This is a genomic window from Nocardiopsis sp. NPDC055879, assembly GCF_053615935.1.
In genome coordinates, this window is the sequence record NZ_JBSHCT010000006.1 from 135,531 (window position 1) to 158,937 (window position 23,407).

Here is a 23,407-nt window from a genome sequence, read left to right on the forward strand (position 1 = left end):
TCCGGCTCAGGCGGAGGTCTCGGGGACGACCTGGATCTTGACCCCGCTACCGGCCCGCATCATGGCCAGTGCCTCCGGGAACTTCTCCAGGGGCAGGGTGTCGGTGAGCAGCGGCGCGGTCTGGATCGCCCCGGAGGCCATGAGGTCCACGGCGGCTCCGTAACTGTTCAGCACGGCCATGGAGCCCACGATGGTGATCTCGTCGTTGTAGATCCGGAAGGGCGAGAGCGAGATCTGGGCCTCTCCGTCGGCGACCCCGAAGACGAGCAGGCGTCCCCCTCTGCGCAGGGACATGAAGGCCGCTTCGATGGCGGGGGGCGCCCCGGTGACGTCCACCGCGGCGTCGAAGCCGTCGGCCGGTCCGACACCGTCCAGTTCGGTGACGTCGGTGGCGGTGTGTTCGGCGCCCAGGTCGGCGGAGATGGCCAGGCGGCGGGTGTTGCGGTCGACCATCGTCACCCGGGCACCGGAGCTTTGGAGCAGCTGTTGCAGGAGCAGGCCCATGGTGCCGGCGCCGATCAGCAGGAAGCGTTCGCCGTTCTCCACGCCGATGCGTCGCACGCCGTGCACGGCGCAGGACAAAGGTTCGACGAGGGCGCCCTCGCGCATGCTCATCGAGTCGGGCATGCGGTAGCAGTTGGCGGCGGGGACGGCCACGTACTCGGCGAAGGCGCCGTCGACGGTGTCGCCGATCGCGCCCCAGTTGGCACAGAGGTTGCCGCGTCCGGCGCGACAGTACTCGCAGTGTCCGCAGAACAGCGAGGGGTCGACGGCCACCCGGTCGCCGGGGCGCAGGCCCCCGGGGGCGCGCTCGCCGACGGCGGTCACGGTACCGGCGAACTCGTGGCCGGGCACCAGCGGGTAGGGGCTGGGCGGAAACTCCCCGTCGGCGATGTGCAGGTCGGTCCCGCAGATGCCACAGGCTCCGACCCGGACGACGACTCCGTCGGGGGCGGGAGTGGGTTCCGGGCGGTCTCCCACGGCGAGGGATCCCGGTTCGGTGATGATGGCGGCGCGCACGGCTGAACCCTCCCGAAAGCGTGATCGCTCGTTTGAGCGATCTGTGTCACAGATGTTCGTACATTCAAAGCCCACCGGAATCAGCGTGTCAATGGGTGGAGCAACAATCGAGTACACTCATGCACATATGAGCGATCGGCGCAGTGACCCTACCCCCGACGGCCCCGCGGAGATGGTGCGGCTCGCCGCGATAGCCCGCAGGTTCTACCTGGAGGGACGCTCCAAGGTGGAGATCGCCGAGGAGTTCGGACTGAGCCGGTTCAAGATCGCTCGCGACCTGGAGACCGCTCGAACGAGCGGGATCGTGCGCATCGACATCCGGTTGCCCGCGCGGCTGGCCGGGGAACAGTCCGAACGGCTCAGAGAGGCCTACGGGCTGCGGCGGGCCATCGTCGTGGACGCCTTGGAGGACCCACTGGAGACCCGCCGGGCCCTGGGTTCGGTGGCGGCTCGACTGCTGGCCGAGATCGTGCGCCCCGACGACGTGCTGGGACTGGCCTGGAGTCGCGGCCTCCAGGCCATGGGCGCGGAGATGGTCGAACTGCCCCGATGCACGGTGGTGCAACTCAACGGGGTGCTCTCGGAGCACACCGAGGCCGGCGGGTCGGTGGAGACGGTACGCAGGGTGGCGCGGCTGTCCGGTGGCGCGGCGTACCCGATCTACGCGCCGCTCATCCTGCCGGACGCGGCGACCGCGCGGACCCTGCGCGCCGACCCGGGCATCGCCGCCGCGTTCGGGCACTTCGATCGACTCTCCACCGCCGTGGTGGCCATCGGCGGCTGGGACGAGCACAACTCGACCGTCTATCCCGCGCTGACCCCGCGGGCGCGCGAGCGGTACACGGCGCTGGGCGTGAGCGCGGAGATGTCCGCCCGGCTCTTCGACTCCGAGGGGCGGCGCATCCACACCGACCTGGACGAGCGGGTCATCAGCATCGACACCGACCGACTGCGCGAGGTTCCCGAGGTGGTGGCGGTCGCCGGAGCCGGCGACGAGGCCAAGGCCCGGGCGATCGGCGCGGTACTCAAGAGCGGGTTGGTCTCGACCCTGGTGACCGACGGCGACGTGGCGAAGGTACTGCTCGAAGGGTTCTGAGGGTGGCCGCCTCCACCAAAGGTCGTAGACGCGGTCTCGACCCGCGCCCGATGCGGCGAGGGGGCGCCCTCCACAAGGCTGGGATCACACACGAGAAGGAGATCCGTGATCCCCATGAAGACCGACCCACCCACCCGCCGGCATCGGACCCCGGTGACCCTGGCCGCCGCCCTCGGCGCCCTGGCCGTGCTCGCCACCGGGTGCGCCTCCGGCTCGGCCGACCCGGTCGCGGCCACCCCCGCCCCCGTGCCCCCCGTAACCGCCGAACTCACCGAGGAGAACGTCAACGCCTGGTTGGACGGATTGGTCCCCACGGAGTTGGCGAGGACCGAGATCCCCGGCGCCTCGATCTCCGTGGTCCACGACGGTGAACTGCTCACCGCCCGCGGCTACGGCTACGCCGACACCGGCGTCGACGGGGAGGAACCGGTACCCGTCGATCCGGAGGAAACCCTCTTCAGGGTCGGTTCCGTCTCCAAGGTGTTCACCGCCACCGCCGCCATGCAACTGGTGGAGCGCGGGGAGATCGACCTGGACACCGACATCGACGAATACCTCGACTTCCCCCAGCCCAAGAACTTCGACGAGCCCATCACGATGCGGCACCTGCTGACCCACACACCCGGGTTCGAGGAAAGCATCGAAGGGGCCATCCTCGCCGAGGGCGCCGAGACCGATCTGGCCCAACGTCTGAGCACCGACCCACCGGAGCAGATCTACCCGCCCGGTGAGGTCCCGTCCTACTCCAACCACGGCAACTCGCTCGCCGGACTCATCGTCGAACAGGTCAGCGGCGTCCCCTTCGACGAGTACGTCCGGTCCGAGGTCCTGGAACCACTCGGCATGGACTCCTCCTCCTTCGCCCAGCCGCTACCCGACGACCTGCGGGAACGTCTGTCCGGCGCCTACGAGGTCACCGGCGGCCCCGCCCAACCGTTCGAGACGGTGGCCGAGGCCCCCGCCGGCGCGTTCACCGCCTCGGCCACCGACATGGCGCGGTTCATGCTCGCCCACATGCCGCAGGAGGGAGAGGGGGAGATCCTCGAACCCGCCACCCTGGAGCAGATGCACGCCCCGGCCCTGGACGAGGACGTCCTGGGCCCCATGGCGGGTGGACCGCGGATGACGCTGGGGCTCTTCGAGGAGGACCGTAACGGTCACCGCATCCTCGGGCACGGCGGGGACACCCAGCACTTCCACACCGAGATGCAGTTCCTGCCCGAGGCGCGCAGCGGCATCTTCGTGACCCTCAACGGCAGCGGCAACGCGGACATGGCCAGCCACCTCCTGCGCATGGACGTCGTGGACGGATTCTTCGACCGGTACTTCCCCGCCGAGGAGGGAAGCGTCGAGGACGCCTCGGTCGAGGACACGGCCGCCGAACACGCCGCCCTCGCCGAGGGCTACTACATCAGCTCACGGCAGATGGAGAGCAACTTCCTCGCCACCCTGAACCTCCTGGGGCAGACCCGGGTACAGGACCTCGGCGACGGGACGATCCTGGTCTCCCCCGGACCGGAAACGTTCGTTCCAACGGTCTACGAGGAGATCGAACCGTGGGTGTGGCGCCAGGTCGACGGACACAGCGTGATCACCATGCGCCCGGACGAGGACGGGCAGAGCGTCGAGGCCATCGGCTTCGCGTCGGCGTTCACCCTGCTTCCTGTCGACGGTGAGCGTCAGCAATCGGTGGCGTTGCCGATCATGGCGGCGGCGGTGCTCATCCTGGTGGTGACCGTGCTGTCGTGGCCGATCGGGGCCCTTCTGCGGCGCTGGGCCGGCAAACCCGGGCGCGGCCGCGAAGGTCGGCTCGCCCGCGTCCTCACCAGGGTCGGTGTGGGATCCACCGTGGTGGCGCTCTCGTCCTGGGTGTCGGTCGTCATGGTCATCATGGAGTTCCAGACCGTCCCCACCCTGGTGCTGCGCTCGATCCAGGCGCTGCAACTGCTCGGGATCCTGGCGATCCTGCCCGCGGCCTGGAGCCTGTTCCAGGACCTCCGACGGCGCGCGGGATGGAAGTATGTGGTGGGCGGTGCCCTGGTCCTGATCGCCCTGTTGATCGTGCAGTGGTTCGCGGTCACCTTCGGGCTGCTCTTCCCCAGCGTGTCCTACTAAGGCGAGAGGTCATCATCATGGATCGGTCGGCGACGCACCGTTTCGATCATCTGCTGGACGGTCTGGGACTGCGGGGGGACACCCGCCGCGACATCGCCCTGGGTCTGCTGGTGGCAGCGGTGTCCGTCGCCGTCCTGTGGGTGTCCCTGCCCGCCTTGGAGGCGTTGGAGGGCCTCGTGCTCGCCCGGGGAACGATCGTCTCCGCCGGCCTGGTGTTGCTGACGCAGGCCCTTCCTCTGGGGCTGCGTCGGCGGAACCCGGTCCTGTCCCTGGTGGGGGTCGCGGCGCTCCAGGTGTTGCTCGCGGCCCTGACCCCGGCCGGGTTCAACTTCCATGGGCCGGCCCTGTTCATCGCCGCCTACACCTGCGGCACCATGCTGTCACTGTCGCGGTTGTCGGTCGTGCTGGTGGCGTGCGCCCTGGTGTACGGGACGGCGGAGGGCCTGCTCACGGGTGCTCTGGCGCCGGCCGCAGGAGTTTCCCTGGTACTGCCGGGCGAACCGCCTCCCTGGGTGACGGCGCCGATCCTGACCGTGCCGGCGCTCCTCATCCCGGGCCTGATCGGCATCTACGTGGGGACCCACCGCCGTTACGCGGAACTGGTGAGGCTGCGCGACGCCGAAGAGATACAGGCGCACAAGGAGCGCGCACAGACCGCGATCCGGGCCGAACGCACCCGCATGGCGCGGGAGCTGCACGACATCGCCGCCCACCACCTGTCCGGCATGGTCGTCCAGGCGGGGGCCGCCGAACGGCTGATCGGTCGCGACGACGAGGCCGCCCGCCACGCGATGGACTGGGTGCGTACCCAGGGCAAGGAGACCCTCACCGGCCTGCGGGCCGTGGTGGGGGCACTACGCGACCCGGACGAGGAGGAGGCGCGGCCCGGCCACGAGACGGAGGTCCGGGACGCGCCGGTTCCGGGACTGGCCGCCGTGGAACGACTCGTGTCGACGGAACGGGAACTGGGCACCGACCTTCGCCTCGTTCGTGAGGGCAGCCCCTACGAACTGCCACCGATCGCCGACGTGACCGCCTACCGGACGGTGCAGGAGGCACTGACCAACACCCGTGACCACGCCGCCGGCGCGAAGGTGTCCGTACGGTTGTGGTACCGACCCGCGCGGTTCGCGTTGGAGGTCGAGAACGAGAGGGGCGGCACCCCGGACACCGACCGGCGCCACCGAGGGCTCGGGGTGTTGGGGATGCGTGAGCGCGCGGACGTGGTCGGCGCGAGATTGGACGTGGGGCCCACGGACGGCGGGGGCTGGCGGGTTCGGTGGGAGATTCCGGTGGAGCGGGAGGAGACGCGTTGATCAGGGTGCTGCTGGTGGACGACCAGGCCATCGTTCGGACCGGGTTCCGGGTCATCCTGGAGTCGGCCGAGGACATCGAGGTGGTGGGCGAGGCCGGTGACGGGCCGAGCTCCGTGGAACTGGCCCGTCGGCTGGAGCCCGACGTGGTGCTCATGGACGTGCGCATGCCCGGTGGCGACGGCTTGTCCGCGACCCGGGAGATCCTGGACCATGCCGGCGGGCAGCCGCCCGAGGTGCTGGTCATCACCACGTTCGACCTCGACGAGTACGTGTTCGGGGCGCTGGAGGCCGGCGCGTCCGGGTTCGTCCTCAAGGACACCGACCCGGACGATCTGGTGGAGGCGGTACGGCGGTTGGCGCGAGGGCAGGGGTTGATGGACCGGTCGGTGACCCGGCGGGTGATGGCCGAGTTCGCCCGGCGGCGACCGCCCAAGGAGCGCGCCCCCGAGGTGGTGGACCTGCTGACCTCGCGCGAGGCGGAGATCGTTCGGATGCTGTCCAAGGGGATGTCCAACGCGGAGATCGCCGAGGTGTTGTTCATCGAGACCAGCACCGTGAAGTCGCACCTGGGGCGGGCGATGACCAAGATCGGTACCCGGGACCGGCTTCAGACGGTGGTGTGGGCCTACCGGACGGGTGTGGCCCGGCCTTGAGGCGTCGAGTACCTCAAACCAGTTCGAGGGTGGTCAGGCAGGTCGGGTCGTCCGCACCGGTGGAGATCGGCGTACTACCGGAGCGGCCCTCGTACTCGACGGTGACGGTCGCGTCGATGTCGCCGGGCAGCCAGTAGCCGACGAACCCGTTGTCGAAGGTGGGGGCGGTCTCCTCCACCAGCACGGTGTCGTCGGCGTCGTCGGTGATGGTCACGGTGACCTCCTCACCGCGCAGCTCGCCCATGCAGGAGGTGAGGCTGTGGTGGAAACAGTCGTGGGTCCGGTCCACGTAAGGGGCCATGGACAGGTAGAAGAGGTCCTCGGGCAGGTCGAGTTCGACCTCTTCGCCCCCGGCGGTGTCGGACAGGAGCAGTGAGCCGGGCCGCACCGAGGCCATGAGGTCGGTGGGTCGATCCTCCACGGCCATGAGGTCGAGGCGGTCGACGAGCTCCCGGGGGTCGAGCCCTTCGAGGTCGTCGAGCCCATGCGCGGCCAGGAGTTCCGTGACCTGGTCCGCGGGGGCGCCCTCTTGGGTCTGTGGAGCGGCGCACGCCGTGAGTGCGAGCGCCGCGGCGGCGACCGTGGCCATGGCCGTGTACCTCATGTCCGATTCCCGTTCCGATCCCGTGATCCCGTGGTCGACGTCGAGCGGGATCATCCTATACCCGCCCGGGGTACCCGGCTCGGCGGATCGGTGGAACGTGCGGGGTCCTACCTCAGCAAGCGCTCTCCTCTGTCTCTTCGGCGGTGACGCCGCCCAGGTCGTCGGTGATGGACAGGTCGGTCTCGGCCGAGGAGTCGCCCGAGAGACCGTTCCAATCGGTACCCGCGACGAGTTCGAGGGTCTGCTCCAGCCCTTCGGTTTCCTCGGTCACGGCGTTGTCCAGGGAACCGGCGAGCAGCTCGGCCGCCGCCTCCTCGCCCGGACCGTGGTAGACGGTGGTCGCGGCGGGGGCGCGCAGTTCGGGGTTTCCGGTACCGGTGACCACGAATCCTTCGTCGACCAGGAGGGTCTGGATCTCCAGGGCGAGCCCGTCGATGCCGGTGTTGTTGACGATCTCGACCGAGATCTCGGGTGGATCGGGTGGATCGGCCGCGTCGTCCCCGTCCCCTTCCTCTCCCCCGGAAACATCCGCTCCCGCGTTGATCGCCTCGAACAGCTCCGTGGCCTGGGGCCGGCTCATCATGATGCGGTTCTCGTCGTCGGGGTGCGCCCCGTTGGGGACGGTGACGAACTGGACCCGGTCCAGGTCGACCTCGCGCATGGAGATGGCCAGGTCGGTCATGATGTCGACGGTGAGGTCGTCGTCGGTACTGATGGAATCGGTGACGGCGCCGAGGAAGTTGGTGATGGTGACCGGGTTGGTCATGACCTCGCTGCTGAGGACCTCGCGGAGCATGGCGCCCATGAACTCCTGTTGGCGGTCGATCCGCGACAGGTCGCTGCCGTCCCCTTGGGCGTAGCGGGAACGCACGAAGCCCAGGGAGTCCTCGCCATCGAGCGTCTGGAGTCCGGCGTCCAGCCGTAGGTGGGCCTTGGGGTCGTCGACGGCCTCGGGGATGCACATCCGCACCCCGCCCAGGGCGTCCACCATGTCCTTGAACCCGGTGAAGTCCATCATGAGGAAGTGGTCCAGGTGCACACCGGTCACCTGTTCCACGGCCTTCCACTGGCAGCCCACCCCACCCAGGGTCATGACGGAGTTGATCATGCCCTGCTGGGGGTCCATGCCCTCGTAACCCTCCACGGCCTCACAGCCGGGCAGGTCGACCATGAGGTCGCGGGGCAGGTTGACCAGGGTGGCGGCGCCGTTGTCCACGTTGACGCTGGCGATGAGCATGGTGTCGGGGCGCTCGCCCTCGGCCTCGCCGTAGTCGGCGTTCTCACCCGAGCGCACGTCGGACCCGATGATGAGGAGGTTCATGACCCCCTCGACGCTGGTGGGCCGGTCCCATTCGTCGGTGTCCACCTGCGTGGTGGTGATGTTGCCGATCAACCCCTGGTACCAGCCGTAGCCGCCCAGACTTGCGACGATGGTCAACGCCGTGACGACACAGGCGACCCGCTGTCCAGTGGACAACCGAGGGGATGGTGGACGTGACAACCCCTCCTCCTCTCCCGTTTCCGACCGAACCCGCCCAGCGTGTCAGTGGTTGCTGAGTTCTTCCTGAAACGAACCTGAAGGTCGCCTTCAGGTGGGGAGCGAAGAAGGGGCACGAAACCGCCGGAACCCCCGGTCACCGACCGTCAGTGGTCCGCGCGGACATCCACGACCGCGCCCGAGAGGTCGAGGATCACGTGGTACTCCTGATCGTCGGAGCCCCGCACCCGGACCTCCCACCCGCGCCGGCCGGCCTCGTCGACGCGCTCGGTTTCGGTGGCCCGAGCCCCCTCTCCGACCGCTTCCTCCGCGGCGAGGGCCACCTCACCACGGCCGGCCTCTCCCGAGGCCCCGGAGTCCTCCCACGGGGCGGGCCCGCCGTCGGTGTCGCGCAGGGGCGACCCATTGATGGTGAACACACCGGCGTCGTCCCTGTCGGAGTCATAGCGCACACCGAGTGTGACCTCGGCGCCCTCCAGGGCACGCAGTTCCGCCAGGACCGGGTCCGCCACGCCGTCGCCATCGAAGTCCCCTACGATCGCATCGGTGAGCAACCACGCGCGAGGGCCGACGTCGACCCCGACACCCGCGACGTACCAGTCCTCGACGGCCGCACCGGAACGCAGGCCACCGACCAACTGCTCAAGGCCGTCGACCGGCCGGGAGGGGCCCTCCCCCACCGGGGAGCGGAGGGTGGGAGCACCGGTGAAGCCTTCGAGACGGATCGTGTCGACCGTCCTTTCCGGGTCCCCGAGCAGGACGTACCCGCCCATGGCCAGGGCCGACAAGGCGGCCGCGCAGGTGAGGAGGAACCTCGGCAGGCGTCGCATCATCGGCTCCTTCCTCGATGGGGTGTCGAGCGAACCTCATTGTCCACCAGCGCGATGATGGGAACCTGAAACCAACCTGAAGCCCGTTTTCAGGTTCCCCTCATGCTGGGCTCAGCATCGACCGGCATGCTGGAGCGGTCCAAGGAAGCAGGAGGGTGCGGCGCGGTGACGATTCTGGTGGTGGAGGATGAGGAGGGCATCGTCTCCTTCGTCCGGCGCGGCCTGGAGGACGCCGGACACCGGGTGGTGACCGCCTCCGACGGTGTCGACGGGTTGGTCATGGCCCTGTCCACCGATGTCGACCTGATCGTCCTGGACCTGGGGTTGCCGCACCTGTCGGGTGAGGAGGTCCTGCGTCGGCTCCGCCTGCGCCGCCCCTCGGTACCGGTCATCGTGCTCACCGCCAAGGACGCGGTCGGTGACCGGATCGCCAACCTCGACGCCGGCGCCGATGACTACATGGTCAAACCGTTCAGCGTGAACGAACTCCTGGCCAGGATCCGCGCCCGGCTGCGTACCGGCGGTCAGGACCGTACCGACACCCTGACCGCCGGGGACATCACTTTGGACCTGGGACGGCACACCGCCTTCGTGGACGGTGCCGCCATCGCCCTGTCCGCCCGGGAGTTCGACCTGTTGGCGGTCTTCCTGCACCACCCCGGTCAGGTGTTCTCCCAAACCCGGTTGCTGGACCTGGTCTGGGGTTACGACTTCGACGGGGCCTCCAACGTCGTCGAGGTCTACATCAGCCAACTGCGCCGCAAACTCGGAGCGGATCACATCCAGACCGTGCGCGGTGTCGGCTATCGCTTGAGCGACGGCGCCAGGTGAGCCTCACCGAACGCGTGGTCCTACGGTCCCTGCTGGTGATGGTGTTGGTGGTGGGCGGTATCACCGCCCTGACCTATGAGCTGGTCCTGGTCTCCGGCCGAAACGACGTCGACGGCCTGCTGAGTCAGGAGTCCGAACTCCTGAGCGACACGTTGGGGGAACAGATGCCCACCGCCGCCGGGCTGGACGGTGTGGTGTCGGGTCCCGAGGCCGAACGCGCCGCACGCCGGGCACTGTCGATCCGCCCCAGTGGGGCCCGACATGTCTCACTGATACACGTCGACGGGGTCCGTCTGCAGAGCACCGGCGGCCCTTCCAAGGTCGCGGGGCTCATGCGCGGCGACGACGCGCCCGCTTCGGTCCCCGGGGTCGCCCGAACGATGGACACCGACGTCGGCCGGATCCGTGTGCTGGACACTCCCGTCACCGACGCGACCGACGAGGAGATCGCCGTGATCACCGTCGTCGCGCCCTTGGACATGGTCCACGACACGGCCGCCACGGTCCTGTTGGTCACCGCCCTGGCCGGAGGGATCGGTGTCGGCGGCGGCGGGATCGCGCTGTGGCTGGTGGTGCGTCGCACCTTGGCCCCGGTGCGGGAGGTGTCTGCGGCCGCGCAGGGGATCTCCCCCGCCGACCTCACCACACGTGTGCCCGTCCCGAAAACCCACGACGAGGTCACGGAGCTGGCCACCGAGATCAACCGGATGCTCACCCGTATCGAACAGGCGGACACGGGTCGGCGCCGCTACCTGGCGGCGATCTCCCACGAAGTACGCACCCCGCTCGCGGTCGCCGAGGGGCACCTGGAGTTGCTGGGAGGGCCGGAGGCGGAGATCGTGCACGCCGAACTCGAACGGTTGCGTCGGGTCCTGGAGGACCTCATGGCGGTGGCACGCGGCGGCGACGAGATCGACGCCGACCGCGGTCCGGTGTTCCTGCCCGACCTCTTCGATGCCGTGCGGGCCAGGATCGAGTCGCTCCCCTTCGCGCGATCAGTGGTCTTCCAAGAGGCCTCGCCTCAGGTCGTGCTCGGAGACCAGGCCAGGTTGGAGCAGTGCCTGATGAACCTGATCTCCAACGCGATCGACCACAACCCACAGGACGTGGTCGTCGACGTGGCCACCGACGTCGACGAGGGCACCGTGGCCCTGACCGTCACGGACGACGGAACCGGGGTCGATCCAGAACTGCTCCCGCACGTGTTCGAACCGTTCGTGACGACGCGCTCCGACCAGTCGGGAAGACTCGTCGGTCTGGGGTTGCCGATCGTACGATCCCTGGTGAAGGCGCAGGGCGGCCGTGTGGCCTTAGAGAGTGGTCCCCAGGGGAGTTCGGTCCGTATCCTCCTGCCCATCGCCACGGCCTGAAGGACGACCCGGCGGGGAAGAAGGTCCTGTGCCCCCCTTGCCGGACAGCCAGACTAAACGTAAGGTAACTTTCCAATACCAGGGGTCACCGAACCCGTACCCACGGCCGACGTGACCCACAGGGATCGACTCCGCCCGCCACGCCCCTTGGGCCTCTCCCCCGGAGCACGCCATGCGTACCCTGACCTCCTCGACCGCCGCCCTCCTCACCGCGGTCGCCCTCCTGCACACCCCCGCCGCCGCCTCCGCCGAGACCGAGGAACCGGTGCCCACCGCGGCGACCCTGGTCTGGTCGGACGAGTTCGACGGCCCCGCCGGCTCCGCCCCCGACCCCGCCAACTGGAACCACGAGACCGGCGACCACGGCTGGGGCAACAACGAACTGCAGAACTACACCGACAGCCGGGCCAACTCCGCACTGGACGGCAACGGCCACCTCGTCATCACCGCCCGCCAGGAAGCCGACGGTTCCTACACCTCCGCGCGCATGACCACACAGAACAAGGTCCAGCCCCAGTACGGCAGGATCGAGGCACGCATCCAGATCCCGCGAGGACAGGGCATCTGGCCGGCCTTCTGGATGCTGGGCGCGAACTTCCCCCAAACACCTTGGCCGGACTCCGGCGAGATCGACATCATGGAGAACATCGGCCGCGAACCCCACCTGGTGCACGGCAGCCTGCACGGACCCGGATACCACGGCGGCAACCCCCTGACCGGTTCGTACATGCATCCGCAGGGGTGGTCCTTCGCCGACACCTTCCACGACTTCGCCGTGGACTGGCGACCCGGATCGGTGACCTGGTCGGTCAACGGCAACGCCTACCAGACCTACACCTGGGAGGACACCCGAGGAAACCCGTGGGTGTACGACCAGCCGTTCTTCATGATCCTCAACGTCGCCGTGGGCGGCGACTGGCCGGGCTACCCGGACGGCAGCACACAGTTCCCGCAGGAGATGCGTGTGGACCACGTGCGCGTGTACTCCCTGGACTGACCGAGTGAGCGGCGGGGGTGTCGGGTCCGGGGCCGTCCGGACCGGGCATCCCCGCTTTCCCCTGGTGAAGCGGCTTCCGGCAGGACGAAGGACACCGTGATGATCACCGACGCACAGATCCGAGCCACGCTGACCGACTACCTGCGACGTCACCCCGAAGAAGCGGCCACGCTCGCCGAACCGGCCCGAATGCTGAGCCAGGGCCGCGACCTCGCCTCACGTCGGACCTTCCCCCTGCACGTCACCGTCGGTGCCCTGCTCGTTCGCCACCGGGCCGAGATCCTGCTGGTCGAGCACCGCGCCTACGGCCTCACCCTGCAACCCGGCGGCCACCTGGAGCCGACCGACTCCACGCTGATCGCCGGCGCCGCACGCGAGTTGGTGGAAGAGACCGGCGTCGACGTGGGCACGGTCGCCCCTGGTCCGCCGGTTCCCGTCTATGTCGAGTTCGGCGAGGTCCCCGCCCGACCGGACAAGGACGAGCCCGCGCACTTCCACCTCGACTTCGGATACGCCTTCGCCACGAGTTGTGGGGAGATCGGGCGTGTCCAGGAGTCCGAGGTCGAGAGCGCCGAGTGGTACCCGTTGGAAGTGGCCGAGCGCCTTGTCGGTCCCCGTGTGGGGCGCCTCGGGTAGATAGCCCTGCCGGTGATCTGGCGGGGTGGGTGTGGGGGTGGGCGTGTGGGGCGCCTGAGCTAGGAGCTCTTCTGGTTGTTGGGCGTTGCTCGGATGGCTGGTGGGGCGCCTCGGGTTTCTGGCTCTTGGGGTGGTTGGGCGTTGCGGGGGTGGGTTCTCCCTCCTTCCCCGCCCAACAACCTCAAGGGCCCCTACCCGAGGCGCCCCACCAACCCACCCGAACAACGCCCAACAACCCCAGCGCTCTCTAACCTCACCCCGCCTCACCGCGCTACCTCCCAAGGCAAGATTCAGGTTCATCGTCCGGTGCTGCCGTCGATCAGTTCCCGAAGGATGTCGAGGTGACCGGCATGACGACCGGTCTCCTCGATCATGTGCACCAATGCCCACCGCATCGACGGCGCGGATTCGCCCGAGTGAGCCGGACCTTCAATGTCCGCGCAGTCCGCAATCACCTGGTTTGCCGCGGAGACGGCTTCGCGATATCCCTGGAGGACGCTTTCCGTACTCTTGCGCGGATCTGCTTGGAAGGTGTCCGCCCAGTCATGGGGCTGTTCCCCGAGGAAGACCCGGCGTTCGACATGGGTCAGGTGCTCGATGAGACCGAGCAGGTTCGTGCCGGAGGCGACCCCCGGAGCACGCACACGTTCCTCGGGCGCGTCGACGACCTTGGCCAGGGCACTTTCGCGCAGGTAGTCCAGGAAGCCGGTGAGGACCTCCATCTCACTCGGGCCGGTCCTGGGCGGTGGCCGGTCCCGTCGTCGGTTCGAGTCGGGCATCGGATTGCTTCCCTTCACTGTCGATCGATTCATGTCGTCGAGCGACGGCGCGCCACCAACACATTGTCGATCACCCATGCGGTCCGGTCCTCGTCTCCCTCCGGCCCTTGGACGTTCTCGGCACCCCCTGCACCCACGGCGCCCTCGGGACTCTGGGCGAGCCGGGAGCGTCGTTCGCATACGAGGGCGGACCAGTCGGCCCCCAGGTCGAGCGAGTTCCACAGATCCTCCGGTGTCGGATGATCCTCGCGTTGCTCCCACGACCAAGGAGCACTGGAACCGTGGTCGATGACGATCAACAGCCCGCCCTCGACCACCGAGTCCGAGACACGACGCAGGATGGCGTCACGGTCGATGTCCGTCGGGGTGTGGAAGTGGTTGGCGTAGACCAGATCCCACGCCTCGGGTTCGGGCACCGAGAGGGCCAGGTCGTGGTGCCGTGTGCTCAAGCGATCCGCCAGGCCCGCTCTGCGAGCACGTTCATTCAGTACGGCCAGCACGCGTTCCGAGATGTCCACGGCGGTGACGTGCCAGCCCCTGGCGGCCGTCCACAGTGCGTCTCCTCCGCGACCGCAGGCGAGTTCGAGTGCCCTACGGGTGCCCATGGATGGTGGTGCGAGGGCCGGATCCTCTATCAGCGAGGTGAAGGCCGGGCTCGGTCCGGGGTCCGGTGAGGAGGAATCCTCGTCGTGGTATCGGCCTTCCCAGAACTCTCGGTTGGACGGGAGCGGTGCGGTTTCTGATTCCATGCCGCCATGGTGGGCGTTCCCGGGGCCCGGAGGCACATTCCTGTGCAGATATGCAAAGAAGCAAATCTACAAAGAACCCATCCGCACCGAACCGTTCAGCTCTCGTGCAGGTGGACGCGTTCGCCTTGGGTTCCGAAGACCACGATGACCTCGGCGGGCTCCCGTTCAGCGGGGTTGCCGATCCAGTGCGGCGTACGGGTGTCGAACTCGATGGCCTCACCGGCCTTCAGTAGGAGGTCCTCTTCAGTGCCCAGGACCAGTCGAACGCTTCCCGAGAGTACGTAGAACCACTCGTGTCCTTCGTGAGTACGCATGCCGGGCGTCGGAAGGGATCGGGCGGGTGGATAGACGACCTTGTAGGCCTGGACCCCACCGGCACGTCGAATGAGCGGGACGAACGTCAAACCGAAACGGCGCACCGGGTGCAGGTGCACGCGCGGATCACCCACCCGGGGCGCGTTCACGAGTTCGTCGATCGGGAGCCGATGGACCCGTGAGAGCGGCAGCAACTGTCCCAGGTTGGGCTGAACCCGGCCGGTCTCCAGCCGCGAGAGGGTGCTCGGAGTGATCCCGGTCCGCTGCGCCAGTTCGGTCAGGGTCAGGCCCGCCTGCTTACGGAGGATCCGCAACCGAACACCCACGTCGTCGAGCACAACTTGATCGCCGTTCCGATCATGGCCTTCCCGGTCTTTGGGAACTTCGGGGGCTTCCGGGTCCTCGCGTTCGTTCATCGGTTCATCTTCACTCATCGACTCAGAGGAATTCGACCCGACCGAACATAGGGCGACCTCCCGGCCCGTTGAGGACCGATACCCGACCCGACTACCTTGACCAGCGCAGATGATGCCCCTTGAACCCATTCCACCAACGCCGCCACCGGAGGCACCGGGGTCGACGCACATCTACTGCCCGTACAGGCCCGGCCCTCGACGCGATGTCAGCAATGGAGCACAACGGCTACCGGTGCGCCGTCTGCGTCGAAGCCCGAGCACACGCCGCACTCCGCATTCGGGGATACCGGCCTGCGTGGGCGTGACCAGTTCGCGCCGGGCACGCAGGAACACGCCCAGAGGATTCGACGATGTCTCGCTCATGAGTCCAGTTCAGGAAGTCGCGGGGTGAACAGAGGCGGTCCTGGCACACCCCAGGCTCCACGGGGCTCTTCGGGCGCGGCGGTGATCGTGTCGGCGACGACGGTCCATCCCCACGTGCGTGGGGCTCACGGGATGCGGGGGCAGCGTGGGGGCGGGTTCCCCGGTCCATCCCCACGTGCGTGGGGCTCACGGGATGCGGGGGCAGCGTGGGGGCGGGTTCCCCGGTCCATCCCCACGTGCGTGGGGCTCACGGGTGGGGAAGATGCCCATGATGCGGGGAGTCGGTCCATCCCCACGTGCGTGGGGCTCACAGTTAACGACCTGCGACAACGCGGCATGTTATCTCCGCGTTATGTTCGGATCAGGCCGAGTTCCGAGCCGGGGTCACCTCTTCGACGCCGTCATGATCCCATATACCGGTCCCTGACCAACGACACACAGAACCAGGTCACCGAGGGACTCAGGACAGCTCGGGTCAGGTCCGGGGTGGGACGGCGTGGGGGAAGTCCAATTCTTGGAGGGCGGTGCGCAACCGCTCGGCCGCCGCTTCCAGAACGTTCCGGTCCTCTTCCACCTCCACCGTGGTGAAGTCGAAATCGGACAGGTCCCAGACCGGGGCCACGTGGACGTGCATGTGCGGGACCTCGAAGCCCGCGATCACCATCCCGGCACGAGGGGCGTCCCAGGCCGCGCGTACACCCTGACCGATGGCCTGGGCCACCTCCATGCACTTGGTCAGGAGCGCGGGCTCGATAGCGGTCCAATGATCGACCTCGGCACGGGGGACGACCAGGGTGTGGCCCGGGCGGAGCGGGGCGATGGACAGGAAGGCCACGACCTCCGGATCCTTCCAGACGAAGTGCCCGGGTAGGTCACCGGCGATGATCTTCGAAAAGAGGGTCGGCATGGGAAGGCCCTTCTTGTCCGCGAGTGGCGTCCTCAAGGTTCTATCAGGGACCTCGGTCGATCAATCGAGTCCGATCCCGTGTTCGTCGACCAACGGTTGCAGCCACGCTTGGAACTCTCGGTCCGGGCGCACTTCCCACATACTCGGAACGGTGACGTCGAACTCCGACTCGACCCAGGCACGGAACAGAGCGTGGGCCTCCTTCGCCTCCTGTCCCTCGGTGTCGTCCTCATCATCGAACGCGTCCGGTTCGGCGCCGAAGGCATGGTCGACGAATTCCCGGTACCCGATCGCGACCAGCTTCAGGAAGTCGACGGGGTCGTCCGCGAGGCGGATCCCTTCGCCGCCTTCCGAGGAAAGCGCCACGAAGCGAGGCGCACCTGAGTCGTCGAACCAGAGCAGGGCGAGGCCGCCAGAGCCGTCGGTCTCCGCGAGCGGGATGAGGCGCTCGGCGCCGGGCGCCTCGGGGTCGAGCCACCCACGAACCGACAAACCCGCCGAGAACACCGAACCGAGTTGGAACTCTCCCGGATAGGGCGTGAGGAACGGGTCTCCCCCGGTGTCCTCTCCTCCCCATCCCTGCGATTCCATGAACGACCACGCGCGACCGAGTTGCCCGGGAAGGGTGATCCCGGACGGAAGTCTCGCGACCAGGCCCTCCTCCACGGCCGAGGCCTGTGGCGCTTCACCCGTCATGTCGAAGACGGCGTCCTCCACGGCGGCGCGGGAAAGGACCAGGAAGGTCACCATGAACCGCAGTTCCTTGTCGCCTTGACCACTGATCAGGGCGACGTAGCGGTCTTCCCGTCGCCAGACCAGGACGGTCGTGTGGTTGAGCGTGGTGAGGACGACGTCCAGGACCGTGCAAGCGTGGGGGTCGTCCGAGACCTGGATGACGGTGGGTTCGCCCCAGGCCTCACGTGCCGCTCGCTCCATCGTGTTCGCCACCGGCTCGGCCTGTTCCAGCACTGCGGTGTGAAGCTCACCGGTGGAGTCATCGAAGAAGTCCGGGCTGCGGAGCAACTCGATCTCGTGCAGGTCGACGTCATCGCTGGACGTGATGCTGATGTCGCCGATGCGGTGTTCGAAGGGGGTGTCGGCGTCGGTGTGCCAAGGTTCCACCAGCATCAGCTCGACCGCCTCGATCGCCTGTTCGGGGGAGGCGTCAGCGAACTCCTCGAACAGGGACTCCTCCGCGCCCTCGGCGGTGCTCTCTTCAGGGACGTCCCTGGGTTCGTATTCGCGCATAGTGAACCTTAGCTTCGCCACAGCAGACTTTCGTAGAATGGTGAGCACACGTCGAAACACGGTTCGAGGAGGTGGCGGTGATGGGTCTGTACGCCTAGCCACCCGCCCGGAGGTTCCGGGATCACGGGTGGCGGGTTCCGAAAGGAACGAGATGTCCCGTACGGACAAGACCAAACCACTGTGGGTACGCCGACGTGAACACGCTCCGACGGCGATGCACGACCACCGATGGGGTGACTGCGACCTACCGCCCGCCCCGACCCGTGAGGAACCGACGACCCGCTGCCGGTGGGAACACCCCGATTCCATGCTCTTTCGTCGCGGATGCTGCGCCGGGTGCCATAAGCGCGGCTGCACCGCCGAATGGCAGGCTTTCAACAAGGACGGCAACCGTAAGCGCCGCCACCGGGACCGGCTCCTGACCCTCCGTTCGGTGCGCGAGGCCAACACCCGTTAGACGTTCCGTGACGCCCTCACGGCGCTTCGCCGTGAGGGCGTCACGTTTTCCCTCGAAAGCCGTGGCCCGTCGAACCGCCGCCCCGTAGCATGTGCCTCGCGATCGCCCCCCGCTCGGAAGGACGCACATGCCCCTCAGGACCGCCACCGTGGCCGCCGTGGCCCTTCTCGCCATCCCGCTTGCGCCAGCCGGACCCGCGGCCGCCGATGACACCTATTCCAGTTACGCCGAACTCGCCGCCAACGAGACCGAGGGCACCGACTACCGGCGTTCCACCCGCGAGGGCAGCACCGACGTCGCTCACATCGCCATCCATGGCGGCGGCATCGAACGTCCCACCACCGAACTCGCCGACCACGCCGCGCAATCCGGTGACCACGCCTTCGCCACGTTCGAGGGCATCAAGTCGACCGGCAACAGCATCCTGCACATCACTTCCACCCGCTTCGACGAGCCCATGACCGTCGATATCGTGGCCGACTCCGACTACACGGTCTCCTGGCACGGAGCCGCCGGGGATGAGCCCCTCACCTACGTGGGCGGCCTGGACACCGATCTGCGTGACACGGTACGCGAGGAACTGCGCGAGGCCGGGTTCGAGGCTCCCGGCACCATCCCCGATCACCTCAAGGGCGAGAGCCCCGACAACATCGCCAACCGCAACACGAGTGGTGAAGGAGTCCAGCTCGAACTCACCCGTGGCCAGCGCGACGAGCTCATGGTCGATCGCGCCCCCACCGAGGCCTTCGACGATTACGTCGCCGCCGTCGAACGGGCCGTTGCCCAGCGCTGACCCGATTCATCCACCGTGCGATCGGGGGGTGTGCGAGGTGCCTCGAAGCTTCTAAACACGCCCCACGCCGCCGCCCCATCCCCACGTGCGTGGGGCTCACGTCATGTAGGCCGACGGATCGTGTCGGGCCTCCGGTCCATCCCCACGTGCGTGGGGCTCACAGGGAGTTGTACGCGTTCTCGGCGTCGCCCAACGGTCCATCCCCACGTGCGTGGGGCTCACTGGATGGCCCATCCTGCGGGCCTCTGAGGGGCCGGTCCATCCCCACGTGCGTGGGGCTCACTGGATACCGACGATTCGGTTCTCACGATTAAGCGGTCCATCCCCACGTGCGTGGGGCTCACACCGTGGGGCTCACCGAGGGAGAAGTCCTCGGCGGTCCATCCCCACGTGCGTGGGGCTCACTGTCGCCGGGACGCAGCTGCACCGTCCCGACCGGTCCATCCCCACGTGCGTGGGGCTCACTGCGGGGCGCCCGTATCCGGCGGCGGCGAGGGTCGGTCCATCCCCACGTGCGTGGGGCTCACGTTGACCTCGGAGCAGATGACCAGCCGCATGCCGGTCCATCCCCACGTGCGTGGGGCTCACCGAGGGTGACGATCGAAGCGGGCCCGCCGGCCGGTCCATCCCCACGTGCGTGGGGCTCACCGTCGTCCACCAGGGCATCCGTAAGGCGCTCACGGTCCATCCCCACGTGCGTGGGGCTCACGAACGTCTGATCCTGGCCGAGACCGTGTCGACCGGTCCATCCCCACGTGCGTGGGGCTCACGTGTACGCGCAAAATCAGCACGAGTCGCTGCACGGTCCATCCCCACGTGCGTGGGGCTCACGTGAGGGACTTACGGCCATGGGTTTCGACGATCGGTCCATCCCCACGTGCGTGGGGCTCACGCCAGGTCCACGGACACGCGCGACCGGGTGGCCGGTCCATCCCCACGTGCGTGGGGCTCACCCATTCCTCAGAAATCATAAGGGAAGGGAATCCGGTCCATCCCCACGTGCGTGGGGCTCACACGGACGACGAAGCCATTGCGGACGCATTGGGCGGTCCATCCCCACGTGCGTGGGGCTCACGCCGCGTTCAAGCACATCCGGCACGTCGCCGACGGTCCATCCCCACGTGCGTGGGGCTCACCGGGGCACGTCACCAGATGACGGGCCCCGTTCCGGTCCATCCCCACGTGCGTGGGGCTCACCGGGTGATGCCGCGCCCGCTGTAGCTGGTGACCGGTCCATCCCCACGTGCGTGGGGCTCACACCGGCGGGGGCCTGGCGGGCCTCGTCGGTGGCGGTCCATCCCCACGTGCGTGGGGCTCACACCACGGGGGTTTGGACCCGTCCGAGGATGAGCGGTCCATCCCCACGTGCGTGGGGCTCACATCCACGCCAGAGGCGACCGGTCCAACGCCAGCGGTCCATCCCCACGTGCGTGGGGCTCACATCCACGCCAGAGGCGACCGGTCCAACGCCAGCGGTCCATCCCCACGTGCGTGGGGCTCACGCCCAGCCCACGGGTGAGACCACCAACCAGGCCGGTCCATCCCCACGTGCGTGGGGCTCACGACAGGTCGGTGTCCAGCTGGATGAGCTGGGCCGGTCCATCCCCACGTGCGTGGGGCTCACAGACGCCGGCATCCCACCAGTGCTCACGTTCGGGGTCCATCCCCACGTGCGTGGGGCTCACCGTGCTGTCGGCCACGGCGATCGGCATCAACGCGGTCCATCCCCACGTGCGTGGGGCTCACCCAGTTCCTGGTCATCGCGGCGCTGCCGCCCATCGGTCCATCCCCACGTGCGTGGGGCTCACCTCATCGAACAAGACTTTGGTGGGGTTGAGGCCGGTCCATCCCCACGTGCGTGGGGCTCACATCGCGATGGGCGGGACCCACGCGGGGTCCACCGGTCCATCCCCACGTGCGTGGGGCTCACGAGCATGTTTCCCGCGTTGGACGTTACGTGATCGGTCCATCCCCACGTGCGTGGGGCTCACTCCGAGCGAGCGCGCCTCTGTGCGGTGGCTCGCGGTCCATCCCCACGTGCGTGGGGCTCACGATGGTGATGTACGGCCAGGACGCCGCACCCCCGGTCCATCCCCACGTGCGTGGGGCTCACAGTTAATGACCTGCAACAACGCAGGACGTTATCTCCGCGTTACGTTCGGATCGGGTCGATATTCGAGCCGGGACCGTGTCTTCAGGCTTCGTCATGATCCCACATCGCGCTCTCCGAGAGGCGAGGCTCGTAGCAGCAGCCCTAGAACGATGAGGGACTCAGGTGGTGAGCTCCAACCAGGTACGCACCAGGCCCGCCAGTTCGTCGAATTCCCCTGGCTCCTCATCGACCACCTGGTGGGATGCGAGAGCTTGTTCCGGACCGACGAACAGGCAGGGGCGAACCACGGGCATACTGCCGTCGTCCACGAGCCAACCCTGCTCTGAAGGATGCGGGCGCCTGGGTCGAGGAATCGGCACCGGAACGACTGGAGCCACCCTTCGATTTCGGGGCGGTCGGTCGACAGCGGTCGATGGTGTGCGGCGAACCTGGAGCGGGCTGCACAGTACGGCGGCCAGGACCATACCGAACAACCACCGTGCTCGTTTTCGCCAACCACGTAGGGGTTTGCGGTGCCTGCCAGTAGACTTCTACACGATCTCCTCCTGCGTATTCAGGTGGGGGTTGAGTCCCGGCGAGGTGTTCGAGCACCGCGCCGGGACATTTTCGTTTCGTCCGGATTTCAGGTGACCACGCGAATGCGCCCAGAACGGTCGAAAGCTGCGCGAACCGTCATTGATCCGTTCGGTTCGCGAGTGAAGTCCCAATACAGCGCCATCGCGTCGACCAGAGCCAATCCGTAACCGCCTTCCCGCAAAGGGCACTCCCCCGGGATCGGAAGGGCTTGAGGGAGGGTGACGACGGCCCCGGGGCGGGGACCATCGTCGGTCACTCGAAGCAGGAGCAGGCGTCGGCGCCGCTCGATCTCGACCCGCACCCGACCACCCGGCAACCCTGAAGTGGAGTGCCTGAGGGCGTTGGTGTGCAGCTCGGATAGGGACAGCAGCAGGGGTTGGACGGCAGACGGAGCAGAACGGACCGTGTACGCGGCCCAGCTCCGCGACACCTTCAGATGCCAGGGCTGGTGCCCACATTCCAGGGAACTCTTGTCCGGGTCCGCGCAGCGGATCCGTCGAGGCAGTTCGAGGGGCGGACGAGTGGCGGTCATGGAGGTCACCGAAGCCTTTCCTGGTCACGTCATCGAGTGTGGATGGCCCGCAAAAGAAAGGATGTGACCTGGACCTTTGTCGCGTGAAGGCCACTCGAAGAGTCGACGAATCTTCCAGGAGGCTCTGGAATTACGTGGAACGCCCCACACACGATTACCCTTTGTGCTCCCCTGGTCTTATGTACGCAGACGAACGTGTTCTGAGGTCATTCGGGCGGGAACTCCGCCGGTTACGAATCGAAGCTGATCTGACTCAGGAGGCCGTGGCGCACCGGGTCAGCCAGCTCGGCACGAGTGTCAGCAATTCCCATGTTTCCGACATCGAGAACGGGCGTGCCATGGCCCGACCCTGGTTGCGCAAGTTCCTGGACGAGGTGCTGGAGAGCGATGGGAGGTTGGAGAAGCTGTGGGAGGAATTGACCGGCTCCGGGCGCCAGGTGTGGCTGCACGAGGTCACCAAGCGCACCCACGCCGCCGATGCCCTGTTCGAGTACCAGCCCTTGGTCTTCCCCTCCTATGTGCAGACCGAGCGGTACGCACACGCGCTCATTCGTTACGGTTCGCCCTGGTTGTCGAGCAAGGAAGTGGACACGATCGCTAAGGGAAGGTGTGAGCGCGCCGACCGTATGGTCGAAGCCGAGCTTCCTTCCATCTGGTTGATCATCGACCAGGGCGTACTCGCTCGTCGCTATGGTTCACCGAAGATCCAGAAGGAGCAGCTCACTCGGGTCGCCGACCTCATGCAAAGGGAGAGGTTGACCCTTCAGATGGTTCCTATGGACTCGCCACGTCACGCGGGCAACTCCGGCCCTCGCCGCATAATCACCACATCGGACGAACCCGAAGTGGTCTATATGGAATCTGCCGAAGAGGGCCGAATCATCACCGATTCCGCTGGTATCTTTCGAAGCCGTATGTTGTTCGCCGCACTCCAAGGTGGAGCTTGTGGCCCGGAGGAAACCCTGCGAGCGATACGCGACGAGATGAGGAAGATCGACGATGAGTGACTGGCACAAGAGCACCTACAGCGGCGGATCAAACGAATGTGTCGAGGCGCGCGAGTACAGCTCCGGTGCAGACGTTCGCGACACCCGGAACCGGGACCTGGGGCACCTCACCTTCGACCGGCCCGAATGGACCTTCTTCCTCGAAACCGTTCGGCTCACCGGCCGGTGAGCGGTGGGGTGGCGGGC

Annotated in this window: 24 protein-coding genes and 1 CRISPR repeat array; of the genes, 12 read left to right on the forward strand and 12 right to left on the reverse strand. The window is 67.7% G+C overall.

Annotated elements, in window-relative coordinates; genetic code table 11:
• Positions 1 to 6: 6 nt before the first annotated feature.
• Entirely contained in the window at positions 7 to 1,020 is a 1,014-nt protein-coding gene (locus ACWGKS_RS08915) for a zinc-dependent alcohol dehydrogenase family protein (protein WP_087103424.1), read from the reverse strand.
• A 172-nt stretch (positions 1,021 to 1,192) separates the two neighbouring features.
• Between ACWGKS_RS08915 and ACWGKS_RS08920 the strand changes: the two genes are divergently transcribed.
• The 4 genes from ACWGKS_RS08920 to ACWGKS_RS08935 all read left to right on the forward strand — a co-directional run bounded on the left by ACWGKS_RS08920 (position 1,193) and on the right by ACWGKS_RS08935 (position 6,200).
• Positions 1,193 to 2,116 carry a sugar-binding transcriptional regulator gene (locus tag ACWGKS_RS08920; protein ID WP_358506231.1) on the forward strand — a complete coding sequence of 308 codons (924 nt, stop codon included), beginning with the start codon at positions 1,193 to 1,195 and terminating at the stop codon, positions 2,114 to 2,116.
• A 114-nt stretch (positions 2,117 to 2,230) separates the two neighbouring features.
• Positions 2,231 to 4,231 (forward strand): serine hydrolase, encoded by a 2,001-nt coding sequence (locus ACWGKS_RS08925; RefSeq protein WP_358506233.1) that lies wholly within the window; start codon positions 2,231 to 2,233, stop codon positions 4,229 to 4,231.
• Positions 4,232 to 4,248: 17 nt separating this feature from the next.
• Positions 4,249 to 5,547 (forward strand): sensor histidine kinase, encoded by a 1,299-nt coding sequence (locus ACWGKS_RS08930; RefSeq protein WP_358506204.1) that lies wholly within the window; start codon positions 4,249 to 4,251, stop codon positions 5,545 to 5,547.
• Positions 5,544 to 6,200 (forward strand): response regulator transcription factor, encoded by a 657-nt coding sequence (locus ACWGKS_RS08935; RefSeq protein ID WP_087103417.1) that lies wholly within the window; start codon positions 5,544 to 5,546, stop codon positions 6,198 to 6,200. The genes ACWGKS_RS08930 and ACWGKS_RS08935 overlap by 4 nt, the downstream gene beginning before the upstream one ends.
• A gap of 13 nt (positions 6,201 to 6,213) precedes the next feature.
• Here ACWGKS_RS08935 and ACWGKS_RS08940 read toward each other — a convergent pair whose 3' ends face one another.
• From ACWGKS_RS08940 to ACWGKS_RS08950, 3 genes are all read right to left on the reverse strand, one after another.
• Complete coding sequence (locus ACWGKS_RS08940; RefSeq protein WP_087103415.1) at positions 6,214 to 6,804, reverse strand: CueP family metal-binding protein; 591 nt, start codon at positions 6,802 to 6,804, stop codon at positions 6,214 to 6,216.
• A 112-nt stretch (positions 6,805 to 6,916) separates the two neighbouring features.
• The gene (locus ACWGKS_RS08945) at positions 6,917 to 8,305 is read right to left on the reverse strand and encodes an LCP family protein (RefSeq protein WP_452522232.1); all 1,389 of its coding nucleotides are present in this window, start codon (positions 8,303 to 8,305) and stop codon (positions 6,917 to 6,919) included.
• Positions 8,306 to 8,448: 143 nt separating this feature from the next.
• Positions 8,449 to 9,135 (reverse strand): PepSY domain-containing protein, encoded by a 687-nt coding sequence (locus ACWGKS_RS08950; RefSeq protein ID WP_087103411.1) that lies wholly within the window; start codon positions 9,133 to 9,135, stop codon positions 8,449 to 8,451.
• Positions 9,136 to 9,297: 162 nt separating this feature from the next.
• Here ACWGKS_RS08950 and ACWGKS_RS08955 point away from each other — a divergent pair, with 162 nt between their 5' ends.
• The 4 genes from ACWGKS_RS08955 to ACWGKS_RS08970 all read left to right on the forward strand — a co-directional run bounded on the left by ACWGKS_RS08955 (position 9,298) and on the right by ACWGKS_RS08970 (position 12,966).
• Positions 9,298 to 9,963 carry a response regulator transcription factor gene (locus ACWGKS_RS08955; protein WP_358516090.1) on the forward strand — a complete coding sequence of 222 codons (666 nt, stop codon included), beginning with the start codon at positions 9,298 to 9,300 and terminating at the stop codon, positions 9,961 to 9,963.
• The gene (locus ACWGKS_RS08960) at positions 9,960 to 11,333 is read left to right on the forward strand and encodes a sensor histidine kinase (RefSeq protein ID WP_358516086.1); all 1,374 of its coding nucleotides are present in this window, start codon (positions 9,960 to 9,962) and stop codon (positions 11,331 to 11,333) included. Before ACWGKS_RS08955 ends, ACWGKS_RS08960 begins: the two co-directional genes overlap by 4 nt.
• 172 nt (positions 11,334 to 11,505) lie before the next feature.
• Positions 11,506 to 12,330, forward strand: a complete 825-nt coding sequence (locus ACWGKS_RS08965) for a glycoside hydrolase family 16 protein (RefSeq protein ID WP_358516083.1) — start codon at positions 11,506 to 11,508, stop codon at positions 12,328 to 12,330.
• A 99-nt stretch (positions 12,331 to 12,429) separates the two neighbouring features.
• Positions 12,430 to 12,966 carry an NUDIX hydrolase gene (locus tag ACWGKS_RS08970; RefSeq protein ID WP_358516081.1) on the forward strand — a complete coding sequence of 179 codons (537 nt, stop codon included), beginning with the start codon at positions 12,430 to 12,432 and terminating at the stop codon, positions 12,964 to 12,966.
• Positions 12,967 to 13,262: 296 nt separating this feature from the next.
• Here the strand turns inward: ACWGKS_RS08970 and ACWGKS_RS08975 are convergent, their stop codons facing one another.
• The 6 genes from ACWGKS_RS08975 to ACWGKS_RS09000 form a co-directional block, all read right to left on the reverse strand.
• Positions 13,263 to 13,688 (reverse strand): DinB family protein, encoded by a 426-nt coding sequence (locus ACWGKS_RS08975; RefSeq protein ID WP_358516079.1) that lies wholly within the window; start codon positions 13,686 to 13,688, stop codon positions 13,263 to 13,265.
• Positions 13,689 to 13,774: 86 nt separating this feature from the next.
• Positions 13,775 to 14,494, reverse strand: a complete 720-nt coding sequence (locus ACWGKS_RS08980) for an SAM-dependent methyltransferase (RefSeq protein ID WP_358516076.1) — start codon at positions 14,492 to 14,494, stop codon at positions 13,775 to 13,777.
• Between the two features lie 95 nt (positions 14,495 to 14,589).
• Positions 14,590 to 15,243 carry a helix-turn-helix domain-containing protein gene (locus ACWGKS_RS08985; RefSeq protein WP_358516073.1) on the reverse strand — a complete coding sequence of 218 codons (654 nt, stop codon included), beginning with the start codon at positions 15,241 to 15,243 and terminating at the stop codon, positions 14,590 to 14,592.
• Between the two features lie 153 nt (positions 15,244 to 15,396).
• Positions 15,397 to 15,588: a hypothetical protein gene (locus tag ACWGKS_RS08990; RefSeq protein WP_358516071.1), complete on the reverse strand. Its 192-nt coding sequence runs from the start codon at positions 15,586 to 15,588 to the stop codon at positions 15,397 to 15,399.
• Between the two features lie 475 nt (positions 15,589 to 16,063).
• Entirely contained in the window at positions 16,064 to 16,495 is a 432-nt protein-coding gene (locus ACWGKS_RS08995; protein WP_358516069.1) for an HIT family protein, read from the reverse strand.
• A 60-nt stretch (positions 16,496 to 16,555) separates the two neighbouring features.
• Positions 16,556 to 17,743 (reverse strand): hypothetical protein, encoded by a 1,188-nt coding sequence (locus ACWGKS_RS09000; protein WP_452522236.1) that lies wholly within the window; start codon positions 17,741 to 17,743, stop codon positions 16,556 to 16,558.
• A gap of 151 nt (positions 17,744 to 17,894) precedes the next feature.
• On the opposite strand from ACWGKS_RS09000, the gene ACWGKS_RS09005 reads away from it, so the two are divergent.
• Positions 17,895 to 18,200: a hypothetical protein gene (locus ACWGKS_RS09005; RefSeq protein WP_358515758.1), complete on the forward strand. Its 306-nt coding sequence runs from the start codon at positions 17,895 to 17,897 to the stop codon at positions 18,198 to 18,200.
• 127 nt (positions 18,201 to 18,327) lie between these two features.
• Positions 18,328 to 18,993, forward strand: a complete 666-nt coding sequence (locus ACWGKS_RS09010; protein ID WP_358515761.1) for a poly-gamma-glutamate hydrolase family protein — start codon at positions 18,328 to 18,330, stop codon at positions 18,991 to 18,993.
• A gap of 71 nt (positions 18,994 to 19,064) precedes the next feature.
• A CRISPR array of direct repeats spans positions 19,065 to 21,106; the repeat unit is 29 nt; unit sequence CGGTCCATCCCCACGTGCGTGGGGCTCAC.
• Positions 21,107 to 21,264: 158 nt separating this feature from the next.
• Here the strand turns inward: ACWGKS_RS09010 and ACWGKS_RS09015 are convergent.
• Entirely contained in the window at positions 21,265 to 21,414 is a 150-nt protein-coding gene (locus ACWGKS_RS09015; RefSeq protein WP_358515764.1) for a hypothetical protein, read from the reverse strand.
• A 314-nt stretch (positions 21,415 to 21,728) separates the two neighbouring features.
• Entirely contained in the window at positions 21,729 to 22,214 is a 486-nt protein-coding gene (locus ACWGKS_RS09020) for an ATP-binding protein (RefSeq protein WP_358515784.1), read from the reverse strand.
• A gap of 179 nt (positions 22,215 to 22,393) precedes the next feature.
• On the opposite strand from ACWGKS_RS09020, the gene ACWGKS_RS09025 reads away from it, so the two are divergent.
• Entirely contained in the window at positions 22,394 to 23,221 is an 828-nt protein-coding gene (locus ACWGKS_RS09025; protein WP_358515767.1) for a helix-turn-helix domain-containing protein, read from the forward strand.
• A complete protein-coding gene (locus tag ACWGKS_RS09030) occupies positions 23,214 to 23,390 on the forward strand; it encodes a DUF397 domain-containing protein (protein WP_358515770.1) in 177 nt (58 codons plus the stop codon). The genes ACWGKS_RS09025 and ACWGKS_RS09030 overlap by 8 nt, the downstream gene beginning before the upstream one ends.
• The last annotated feature ends 17 nt before the right edge of the window (positions 23,391 to 23,407 follow it).

Bases quoted from the DNA above. Each gene is read 5' to 3' on its own strand.
- ACWGKS_RS09010 (WP_358515761.1), top strand. From the start codon at position 18,328: ATGCCCCTCAGGACCGCCACCGTGGCCGCCGTGGCCCTTCTCGCCATC.
- ACWGKS_RS08990 (WP_358516071.1), bottom strand. From the start codon at position 15,588: ATGAGCGAGACATCGTCGAATCCTCTGGGCGTGTTCCTGCGTGCCCGG.
- ACWGKS_RS08970 (WP_358516081.1), top strand. From the start codon at position 12,430: ATGATCACCGACGCACAGATCCGAGCCACGCTGACCGACTACCTGCGA.
- ACWGKS_RS09030 (WP_358515770.1), top strand. From the start codon at position 23,214: ATGAGTGACTGGCACAAGAGCACCTACAGCGGCGGATCAAACGAATGT.
- ACWGKS_RS08995 (WP_358516069.1), bottom strand. From the start codon at position 16,495: ATGCCGACCCTCTTTTCGAAGATCATCGCCGGTGACCTACCCGGGCAC.
- ACWGKS_RS08980 (WP_358516076.1), bottom strand. From the start codon at position 14,494: ATGGAATCAGAAACCGCACCGCTCCCGTCCAACCGAGAGTTCTGGGAA.
- ACWGKS_RS09025 (WP_358515767.1), top strand. From the start codon at position 22,394: ATGTACGCAGACGAACGTGTTCTGAGGTCATTCGGGCGGGAACTCCGC.
- ACWGKS_RS08925 (WP_358506233.1), top strand. From the start codon at position 2,231: ATGAAGACCGACCCACCCACCCGCCGGCATCGGACCCCGGTGACCCTG.
- ACWGKS_RS09000 (WP_452522236.1), bottom strand. From the start codon at position 17,743: ATGCGCGAATACGAACCCAGGGACGTCCCTGAAGAGAGCACCGCCGAG.
- ACWGKS_RS08930 (WP_358506204.1), top strand. From the start codon at position 4,249: ATGGATCGGTCGGCGACGCACCGTTTCGATCATCTGCTGGACGGTCTG.
- ACWGKS_RS08985 (WP_358516073.1), bottom strand. From the start codon at position 15,243: ATGAGTGAAGATGAACCGATGAACGAACGCGAGGACCCGGAAGCCCCC.
- ACWGKS_RS09020 (WP_358515784.1), bottom strand. From the start codon at position 22,214: ATGACCGCCACTCGTCCGCCCCTCGAACTGCCTCGACGGATCCGCTGC.
- ACWGKS_RS08940 (WP_087103415.1), bottom strand. From the start codon at position 6,804: ATGAGGTACACGGCCATGGCCACGGTCGCCGCCGCGGCGCTCGCACTC.
- ACWGKS_RS08975 (WP_358516079.1), bottom strand. From the start codon at position 13,688: ATGGAGGTCCTCACCGGCTTCCTGGACTACCTGCGCGAAAGTGCCCTG.
- ACWGKS_RS08965 (WP_358516083.1), top strand. From the start codon at position 11,506: ATGCGTACCCTGACCTCCTCGACCGCCGCCCTCCTCACCGCGGTCGCC.
- ACWGKS_RS08950 (WP_087103411.1), bottom strand. From the start codon at position 9,135: ATGATGCGACGCCTGCCGAGGTTCCTCCTCACCTGCGCGGCCGCCTTG.
- ACWGKS_RS08920 (WP_358506231.1), top strand. From the start codon at position 1,193: ATGGTGCGGCTCGCCGCGATAGCCCGCAGGTTCTACCTGGAGGGACGC.
- ACWGKS_RS09005 (WP_358515758.1), top strand. From the start codon at position 17,895: ATGTCCCGTACGGACAAGACCAAACCACTGTGGGTACGCCGACGTGAA.